Origin of the sequence: Cellvibrio mixtus subsp. mixtus J3-8, from assembly GCF_000766945.1 — a bacterium.
Taxonomy (GTDB): domain Bacteria; phylum Pseudomonadota; class Gammaproteobacteria; order Pseudomonadales; family Cellvibrionaceae; genus Cellvibrio; species Cellvibrio mixtus_A.
Window position 1 is genome coordinate 628,491 of record NZ_KN266207.1, and the last position, 8,001, is coordinate 636,491.

8 protein-coding genes and 1 tRNA gene (1 of these 9 cut by a window edge) are annotated in these 8,001 nt (G+C 46.0%); 1 reads left to right on the top strand and 8 read right to left on the bottom strand.

The genetic code is table 11. The features are described 5' to 3' along the window. Window positions 1-85: 85 nt before the first annotated feature. The 7 genes from rhlE to A596_RS07745 form a co-directional block, all read right to left on the bottom strand. Entirely contained in the window at window positions 86-1,483 is a 1,398-nt protein-coding gene (rhlE, locus tag A596_RS07715) for an ATP-dependent RNA helicase RhlE (RefSeq protein WP_039913540.1), read from the bottom strand. 164 nt (window positions 1,484-1,647) lie between these two features. Continuing rightward, complete coding sequence (locus tag A596_RS07720) at window positions 1,648-2,880, bottom strand: multidrug effflux MFS transporter (protein WP_039913541.1); 1,233 nt, start codon at window positions 2,878-2,880, stop codon at window positions 1,648-1,650. 168 nt (window positions 2,881-3,048) lie between these two features. Then, window positions 3,049-3,624 carry a DUF3806 domain-containing protein gene (locus A596_RS07725; RefSeq protein WP_235425643.1) on the bottom strand — a complete coding sequence of 192 codons (576 nt, stop codon included), beginning with the start codon at window positions 3,622-3,624 and terminating at the stop codon, window positions 3,049-3,051. Between the two features lie 9 nt (window positions 3,625-3,633). Beyond that, the gene (locus A596_RS07730; RefSeq protein WP_039913543.1) at window positions 3,634-5,178 is read right to left on the bottom strand and encodes an FMN-binding glutamate synthase family protein; all 1,545 of its coding nucleotides are present in this window, start codon (window positions 5,176-5,178) and stop codon (window positions 3,634-3,636) included. A 12-nt stretch (window positions 5,179-5,190) separates the two neighbouring features. Further along, entirely contained in the window at window positions 5,191-5,421 is a 231-nt protein-coding gene (locus A596_RS07735) for a diguanylate cyclase domain-containing protein (RefSeq protein WP_039913544.1), read from the bottom strand. A 67-nt stretch (window positions 5,422-5,488) separates the two neighbouring features. Beyond that, on the bottom strand, window positions 5,489-5,944 hold the full coding sequence (locus tag A596_RS07740; RefSeq protein WP_039913545.1) for a HAMP domain-containing protein: 456 nt from the start codon (window positions 5,942-5,944) through the stop codon (window positions 5,489-5,491). Window positions 5,945-6,157: 213 nt separating this feature from the next. Continuing rightward, a complete protein-coding gene (locus A596_RS07745) occupies window positions 6,158-6,871 on the bottom strand; it encodes an acyltransferase (protein ID WP_084128136.1) in 714 nt (237 codons plus the stop codon). 282 nt (window positions 6,872-7,153) lie between these two features. Here A596_RS07745 and A596_RS07750 point away from each other — a divergent pair, with 282 nt between their 5' ends. Next, entirely contained in the window at window positions 7,154-7,900 is a 747-nt protein-coding gene (locus tag A596_RS07750) for a TIGR01621 family pseudouridine synthase (protein ID WP_235425644.1), read from the top strand. Between the two features lie 48 nt (window positions 7,901-7,948). Here A596_RS07750 and A596_RS23340 read toward each other — a convergent pair. Next, window positions 7,949-8,001: transfer RNA gene (locus A596_RS23340), tRNA-Asn, on the bottom strand; it runs 107 nt beyond the window's last position.

Genomic DNA, 8,001 nt, shown 5'->3' on the forward strand with positions numbered 1-8,001 from the left:
TAATGCCCCCGATTTTCGCCATCAATATTGAGAAATAAAAAAATCCCCCTTGGCAGAACTGAGGGGGATTTTTTTTGCCAATATTTTAATTGGCAGATTGTGAGCGATTTTGCGGCTTCGAATTTCCCTTGCGATGCGTTTGGGTTGCAGCACTAACGGGTTTGGCTGTGCGTTGTTGATTTCCTGTTGAGCTTTTTTTGCCGTTACCATTTTTGGGTTTTTGCCCAAGGGAAGGAGTTGATGATCCCGGTTTGCCACTGCGACTCTTTCCTGGTTTACCGGTGCCGGCGCCTATTGTCATACGACGACCCAGTACAATCGGTTCCGGTTTTGCATTCGGATCAGGTTCAAAGCCGGCAAGGATTTGCTTGTCGATTGTGCGTTTGATTAACTTTTCAATGTCGCGCAAAAATTTGTCTTCATCGATACATACCAGTGATACCGCAATACCTTCCGCATCAGCTCGACCTGTACGGCCTATACGATGCACATAGTCTTCCGGTACGTTAGGCAATTCATAATTCACCACATAGGGCAGCTGATCGATATCAATGCCTCGTGCGGCAATATCGGTAGCAACTAATGCACGAATTTCACCGCGTTTAAAATCCTCAAGTGCTTTTGTACGTGCGCCCTGGCTTTTGTTGCCGTGAATTGCAGCTGCACTAATGCCGTCATCCAATAATTGTTCAGTTAATTTATTCGCACCGTGTTTGGTGCGAGTAAAAATTAATACTTGTTGCCAATCGCCTTGCTTTATCAGGTGCGATAAAAGTTCACGCTTGCGATTACGATCAACTGGATGAACGCGTTGGGTGACGCGCTCTGATGCAGTATTGCGGCGTGCCACTTCAATCAATGTTGGCTGGTTCAATAATTTATCAGCCAGTGCTTTGATTTCATCGGAAAAGGTTGCAGAGAACAGCAGGTTCTGGCGTTGTTTTGGTAGTAATGCCAGCACTTTTTTAATGTCGTGAATGAACCCCATATCTAGCATGCGGTCCGCTTCATCCAATACCAATATTTCAACTTCGCGCAACGACACTGCATTTTGGTTTACCAGGTCAAGCAGGCGTCCCGGTGTGGCGACAAGCACATCGGTGCCGCCGCGCAAGTTCATCATTTGCGGATTAATACTGACACCACCAAATACTACAGTGGAGCGCAAGGGTAGATATTTTCCATAGGTGCGCACGCTCTCGTGCACCTGTGCGGCCAGTTCACGTGTGGGCGTCAGGATAAGTGCGCGAACCGGGCGGCGACCTTTGGCGGTTTTATCTACCGCTTTTTGACTGAGTTTTTCCAATAAAGGAAGGGTAAAACCTGCTGTCTTGCCGGTACCGGTCTGGGCACCAGCAAGAATATCACCGCCTTTCAAAACAGCGGGGATGGCTTGTGATTGAATGGGAGTAGGGGTGTTGTAACCCGCTTCGGCAATAGAACGCAGAATATCGGCCCGCAGACCGAGACTTTCAAACGACATAGATAATTCCTGTGGCTCGGCCTCCCGCGTTGCGGGCAAGGTCTGGCGAGCGGAGATAGGGCAAACACGTGGGTTTGCTGCATGGGAGGGCGACACTGACCTAAGGGTGTCGCCGCGCATAGTACGCAGTTGCTGCTCAATAAGCCAGCAACTTTTATGGTTTTTTAGGCGACAGGATCGGCTTCTGCAAGTTTGCGTTGTTTGGCCAGATTTAAAATAACCAAACAGAGGGTGGCCAGGAATAAAAAGCCGCAGGTCATAGGAATAAGTGTGTTGTTATACATTTGCCCTATGGCAGTACCTATTGCCATCGATAAAATCGAAGAGCTTGCACCGATTACCGCCGAGGCAATTCCCGCAACGTGCCCCATAGGTTCCATTGCCATTGCATTCACATTGCCAAACACTAGTCCAAAGCAAAAGAACAATACTGCTGCATAGAGTAAAAATGCCCAGAGGTTAGGTGGAGTTAGCAATTGCAGGATGAGGAAGATACCGGAGCTACCAATAATCCCCCAAGTCGCACGGCTGCACAAAAACTCCATTCCCCATTTTTGTACAAAGCGGGCGTTTACCATTGATGCGGCACCGAATAATAACGCGAGCACACCGAAATAAACGGTAAACATTTTTCCAGTGTTGAATAGCTCCTGAAAAATCTGTTGTGATGAATTTAAATAGCCCATGAAGCTGCCAAAAAATAATCCCATGCACAAGGTGTAACACATGGTGGAATAATTACTGACAACCTCTTTGAAGCCTTCGAAAAAACCGGTGCGGGTAAAGGGGATTCGATACTCTTTGGGCAGGGTTTCCTCCAATCGCAAGAAAATCCAGACTCCGATAATAAGTGCGTAGACAATATAAAGCACAAAAATATAATGCCATGAACTAATCAGTAGCACGGCTTGGCCAAGGCTGGGTGCAATCGCGGGCACCATAATAAAAATCATCATCACTAGCGACATAATGCGAGCCATTTCATTGCCGGCATATTTGTCGCGCACGATGGAAATGGCCGATATATATGGCCCTGCAACGCCCAGTCCCTGGATAAATCGACCAAGTAATAAACCTTCAATCGTTGTTGCAAAAAAACATATCGCACTACCACAGAAAAATAATGTGATTCCGCCATAAAGAACTTTTTTGCGCCCCGTTGCATCTGATAACGGGCCGCACACCAGCTGGCCAAATGCCATGCCTAAAAAAAGCATGCTAATCACGTATTGGATTTGATTGGGGTGGCTTAGCGTAATTTCTCTACCGATGAATCCCAATGCCGGTAATAACGCGTCAATTGAAATTGCAACAATCGACATCATCAGGGCGACCAGTAACGTGAATTCCCCGGATGAAATCCGTGAGGGGACCGGGTGGGTAGAATAGTCAGTCATAAAGTACTTCCGTTAATTAAATGCTAATCCGTGGAGGAATCACAGGTTAACGATTTTTGCTGCCAGCAAATGTCAGTAAATGTAAAACGGTGCCTGGAGATACAATCAGGAGTTGCAATGCCTGGTATTAGTCGTGCCAGCCAGGTTGTTTTCGACAATAGGGATTAATTATCGTGGCAGCCTATACATAATGCCGCCCCCATAGGGTAATTGGGGAAGGTGCTTTTCCATTGATAATATCGCATCAGAATAAATCTTTTTCACATCGGGATGTATGCCGGCTTCCACACGGCGTTCCAGCATAGTGACAGGGAACAAGCAATTGGCAGTGTTTTTTACGCACAATGCACGGCTGCGCCCGAGGTCATCACTGTAGACCTTCCATTCCAGTGCATTGGGAAAATCTGCCTGCATAACATTTCCTAAAACAATACCCATTGCTTGCAGGGTTTTATAATCATCGGTCTTTACCAGTTTACTATCAAAAATTCGTTGTAATGAGTTCAGGTCAGTTAAATCGTGGCGAATACCTGTGCCTAGTTTGGCTTGAAATAATGCATTAATTTTTTGTTCCGCTTCGTCCATGTGCTTTTTATCGATCCAATCGAGCTCTTCAATTTGTCTTTTCGGCGGCGCTATATCCGATGCTGTTTTTTTTCCTTCGGTATTCAATACGGTTTGTGCACAGGCGATATTCATATTTGCCAGTAGCACGGGTACACAAAGCAGGAGTATTGCTTTCATGGGATGCATTTAGGATTTATCAGCCAGTTTATCAATAGATGAACTATGGGATTGCGGCGGCAAAATAATGATTGCTTGTGGGGTCACTTCATCCAATGGAACAGAAAAGCCATTTGCACCGACGATATTAATATGTTCTGTCCGCAATTGCCTTGGTTCTGCAACACCACAGGAATGTGCAATCATCGCTACACTTTTGGTGATGTTGCGCTGATAGGCCGCTACACGCTCCGCTTTATCGGTGGGATCGAGCCCTTTTTGCAATTTTGCGTTGTGGGTGGTTATACCGGTAGGGCACGTATTTTTGTGGCACTGCAATGCCTGGATACACCCTAACGCGAACATAAAACCACGCGCGCTATTTACAAAATCTGCACCGGATGCCAGTGCCCAGGCAACCATATGCGGCGTAATTAATTTTCCGGCAACAATCACTTTAATGCGCTCTTTTAATCCTGCTTCACGCAACAATCCTGTGAGCCAGGGCAAGCTTTCCTTGATCGGTAAACCGACATGGTCCAATAGTGGTTGCGGCGCAGCGCCGCTGCCACCATCAGCGCTATCAAGGGTAATAAAATCCGGTGCAGATTCAATTCCCTGCGTGCGGATTTCGTTGATCAATTCCATCAGCCAACGTTTTTCGCCCAGAACTGCTTTAAAGCCAACGGGTTTGCCGGTTACATCGCGGATGTGATTTACCATATTCAATAAATCAACTGCGGAGCGAATATCCGTATGGCCATTAGGGCTGATGGACGCTTCACCTTCAGTAATGCCGCGAATTTGCGCTACTTCTGCTGATACTTTTTCGGCGGGAAGGATGCCACCTTTACCGGGTTTGGCGCCCTGGCTTAATTTAATTTCAAACATTTTGATTTGTGATTTTGCGGCTAAATTACGCAAATGTTCATCGCTCAGGTTTCCCAATAAATCACGCACGCCGTATTTTGCCGTGCCGATTTGAAATACCAGATCGCATCCGCCATCTAAATGATAGGGCGATAAACCACCTTCCCCCGTATTTAACCAGCAACCTGCTTTAGCGGCACCGCGCGATAGTGCGAGTACTGCGGGTTTTGAAATGGCCCCATAGCTCATGCCGGAAATATTAAATATTGAATGGGTTGTATAAGGGAATTTACAAAATGGCCCGACAGTAACCGGTGATGGCATTAATGCATCTTGTTCCTGGATAGGAAATGCTGAATTCAGGAAAATCAGTGTTCCCGGTTGATTCAAATCGAGTGTTGAGCCGAAACCAAGATTATTATCAATATCTTTCGCAGCGCGATAAACCCAGGAGCGATCAGCGCGATTAAACGGCATTTCCTCGCGATCTTGCGCAAAAAAATACTGGCGAAAAAACTCACCCAGATGCTCAAAGAAATAGCGGAAACGCCCCAGCACCGGATAATTTTTGCGTATAGCATGGGTATTTTGGGTGATATCGGTAACATACATAATCACCACGACCAATAATGCGAGTCCGAGTATTGCGATAAAAACAACTTCCAGCCAGGTAAGCAAGGTAAGCGCCCAGTGAGAATTTATCATGGGAAAATTTTCCTAATCGATATCACTAAAGTGTTTAACACAGTTTTTGCCGAGGGATTTTGCCATATAGATGGCGGAATCAGCGTGTTTGATTAACGTGTTCTTGTCGTTGCCATCCTGGGAATATAATGCAATCCCAATACTACAGGAAATATGTATTTCCAGGTCATCAATTACAAATGCCAGGTTTAATGCATAGCAAATTTTATCCGCGACTTGCCGGCTGATAAGGTGAGTACTCATGCCCGCAACTGCAGATCGCGGGCAGAATAATAATCATGAATTCATCGCCGCCAAATGTTCTACCGTGTCAGTTTCCCTTAGGCAAACCGGTTGATGCAGCATGGTGTGCAGCCTTGTGAAAATATTGGCGTTGGTTGTTAAGTTCCATCAATTGAGCATTTAATTTCTTAGCCATTATAGAAAAATTACGGGCCAGTAAACCCAGCTCATCATTTCGTTGCAGATTTACTTCCAGCACTGGATCGCCTTGTTTTAAACGGGCAAAAGTAGTTGCCATTCGGCGCAAGGGTGTTGATATTTTTTGCGCGAGAAACAGTGAGGGCAACATAAATATCACGCTAAGTGCCAGTGCACTTTTTAATGCCGTTGCTCCTAATTGGCTGCAGTGCCCGAATATTTTGCTATCTGCTGAATAAATCGGTGTAGCGAGGATGATGCCGGGTTTACCGTAACCATCTAATAAGCCTCGCTCTTTATTTAATTTGATTGATGAAATACATACTTCACCGGCTTTGAATTTCAAGGTGTTGTGCTACAGGAAAAATGCGCCTTTTCCTGCGGCGGAATACCGTCGGCAACACTAAGGCATAACCTTCCCATGCGAGAATATTGAGTTGTTGTTTTGCTATTACTCGCATACTTAAAAGCAGTAATACACCAATAAGAAAGATATTTCGCTGGAAAAAAACCATGGCTGAATCCGAAGTCTTTTGTCTCGACTAATTCTAGTGGGTGATTATCCGCGTGGGATGTTTTTATCGGGATCTCTTGTAGCAAGTCCTGTAGCAAGCCTTACACCAATAGGGCGAGCAGGGTTTCCAGCCATTTTTGTATAGACGGGAACTGTTTTGGTAACAATACTTCCCATTCCAATTACTGCACCGGTGCCGATGCTGACGCCATCAAGGATCCCGGCATGGGCGCCAACCCAGACATCGTCACCAATATAAATTCCACGAGACGTTACTGGCTGGTTTTTGATAAGCCGGTCCGATTCCATACCGTGGTTGAATGCATAGGCGCAGCTGTAAGCTGCCAGGCGAGAATTGTTGCCAATAACTATTCCTTTGCTACCTCCATCCAACGTTACATGGTGATTAATAGATACTCCGCTACCGAGCGTCACCGGGCCATGGATTACCGTATCCGCTGCTATCCAGCAATTATCGCCAATGACAATCGGGCGGCCGGGTTCGGCAAACAGACGGGCTTCCGGAGCAATAAAACAGTTAGTGCCAATAGTGATGGTCTCCATCGCCCGGAAATAGGCTTGCACTTCGTCTTGCCATGCCTGGGCCCAGGCACGATGTAAAGGTTTAAGCCGTTCATACAGCCAGGGCATATAACTCGAACGCAACTTATGTTGGGTCCGATAGGTCTGGGTCTCAGCGGGCGATTTTTCGGGTGGGTTGTTTTCCGGCACAGCGGTAATTGAAGGATCTATTGTCATGGCAGGCACACAGCAAAATAGTGTGCAGATTATAAATAAAAAAGGTGGCCGCCGGTTGCAGGTGATTGGTTTGTTTGCTTGGCCGCTGATGCTTCCCGTATAACGGTAAGCTGGGCACAAATCAAAACATGGAGCGCTGACATAAGCACTCATAGGGTGAACCCGTCATTACGGCAACCGAGGCGGACACCTGAATTGATTATAGCCATGTCGATTTTTGCCGCTAGGGGCGGTTTAGTCTTTTGTGTCACATTGAGCGGCTTTTTATAGTCGAAAAAATCTATGACTGATATTCTGGCCTTCCTGTTTTCACGGCCTGTTTTTATGTACGAAATTATTGAAAATCACCCGGATTTTATTGTGATTTATAAAAAACCGGGCACCAGTTTTCACAGTGAATCCGGCGCGCCTGGCATATTTGAAATACTCAAACAACGCGAGGGTTTTACCGAGCTTTTTCCTGTGCATCGATTGGATAAAGTGACGTCGGGTTTATTGGTGATGGCAAAAAATGCTGCCGCTAATTTTGCATTAACGCAGGCATTTGCTAATCGCGAAGTGGAAAAATTTTATTTAGCGATTAGCGCAAAAAAACCGCTCAAGAAACAAGGCTTGGTAAAAGGTGATATGGCACCGGCAAGGCGCGGCGCCTGGAAGTTATTACCCAGTAGTGAAAATCCTGCAATTACGCAATTTTTTAATAAAGGCCTTGGCGATGGTTTGCGGTTGTTTATCGTAAAACCGCATACTGGAAAAACCCATCAAATTCGTGTTGCATTAAAAAGCCTTGGTGCACCTATTTTAGGTGATGAGCTTTATGGTGGCGATCAAATTGGCATGTCTGTGGATCGCGTTTATCTTCACGCATTTAGCCTGGGTTTTTTATTCGAAGGCGAGCAGTACCGTTTTACTGTGACGCCGCGGGAGGGGGAGTATTTTTGTTCATTGAATTTTGATACGGCAATGGCGGGGTGGTATGAGCCCTGGTTGCTGCCCTGGCCAGAGCTAAAAGCAAAAAAGCCGCAATAGTGCGGCTTTTTTGCAATGTTTGCACAATATATTCTGCAAACTAAAATTTGGCTCCGCCTGCTGGACTCGAACCAGCGACCCAATGATTAACAGTCATTTGC